This window comes from Limnohabitans planktonicus II-D5 (assembly GCF_001270065.2).
GTDB lineage: Bacteria > Pseudomonadota > Gammaproteobacteria > Burkholderiales > Burkholderiaceae_C > Limnohabitans_A > Limnohabitans_A planktonicus.
In genome coordinates this window covers 1-1279 of the sequence record NZ_LFYT02000092.1, presented here as the reverse complement: position 1 = coordinate 1279, position 1279 = coordinate 1, and the positions used below count along the sequence as shown (strand labels likewise).

The window sequence follows — 1279 nt, the reverse complement described above, 5'->3', positions numbered from 1 at the left end:
GAGCATCGATCAGGTCGAGGCCAACGCCTTGATCCATGCTGGACTGGACTTTGCAGCGGGCGACACCATCACGCTGAACGTGGACACAGCCGCATCGGGCACGCACCTGAGCAACAGCCTCAAAGACCTGAACAAGCTGGGCGTGGACGCCATCATGGTGACAGGCGGCGATCAGATCAACGTGGACCTGGGTGCAGGTGCCTTGTCTGCCAGCGGCACAGGCGGCATCAACTTTGAGCTGCCCACCTTGTTTGGCGACCTCAACGGCGACCGGGTGCTGAGCGAGCGTGAAGACGCCACCCTGAGCGTGACCTTGAACGCCGCAGCCTCAGACGTGGCAGGCATTGCCAACAAGGCAGACGCCTTGTCTGCGATGGGCATCGACCACATCGACCTGGGCGGCAGCAACAACGTGTCAGTGAGCATCGATCAGGTTGAGGCCAACGCCTTGATCCATGCTGGACTGGACTTTGCAGCGGGCGACACCATCACGCTGAACGTGGACACTGCTGCCTCGGGCACGCACCTGAGCAACAGCCTCAAAGACCTGAACAAGCTGGGCGTGGACGCCATCTTGGTGACAGGTGGCGATCAGATCAACGTGGACCTGGGTGCAGGGGCCTTGTCTGCCAACGGCACAGGCGGCATCAACTTCGAGCTGCCCACCTTGTTTGGCGACCTCAACGGCGACCGCGTGCTGAGCGAGCGTGAAAACGCGGCCCTGAGCGTGACCTTGAACGCTCAAGCTGGTGATGTGGCAGGCATTGCCAACAAGGCAGACGCCTTGTCTGCGATGGGCATTGACCACATCGACCTGGGCGGCAGCAACAACGTGTCAGTGAGCATCGATCAGGTCGAGGCCAACGCCTTGATCCATGCTGGACTGGACTTTGCAGCGGGCGACACCATCACGCTGAACGTGGACACAGCTGCTTCGGGCACGCACCTGAGCAACAGCCTCAAAGACCTGAACAAGCTGGGCGTGGACGCCATCATGGTGACAGGTGGCGACCAGATCAACGTGGACCTGGGCGCAGGGGCCTTGTCTGCCAGCGGCACAGGCGGCATCAACTTCGAGCTGCCCACCTTGTTTGGCGACCTCAACGGCGACCGCTTGCTGAGCGAGCGCGAAGACGCGGCCCTGAGCGTGACCTTGAACGCCGCTGCCTCAGACGTGGCAGGCATTGCCAACAAGGCAGACGCCTTGTCTGCGATGGGCATTGACCACATCGACCTGGGCGGCAGCAACAACGTGTCAGTGAGCATCGATCAGGTCGAG

At 61.6% G+C, this 1279-nt stretch carries 1 protein-coding gene; it reads left to right on the top strand.

All coding sequences use genetic code 11. The features are described 5' to 3' along the window. On the top strand, positions 1–1279 hold a 1279-nt coding region (locus H663_RS41855; RefSeq protein ID WP_165803986.1), incomplete at both ends, for a hypothetical protein.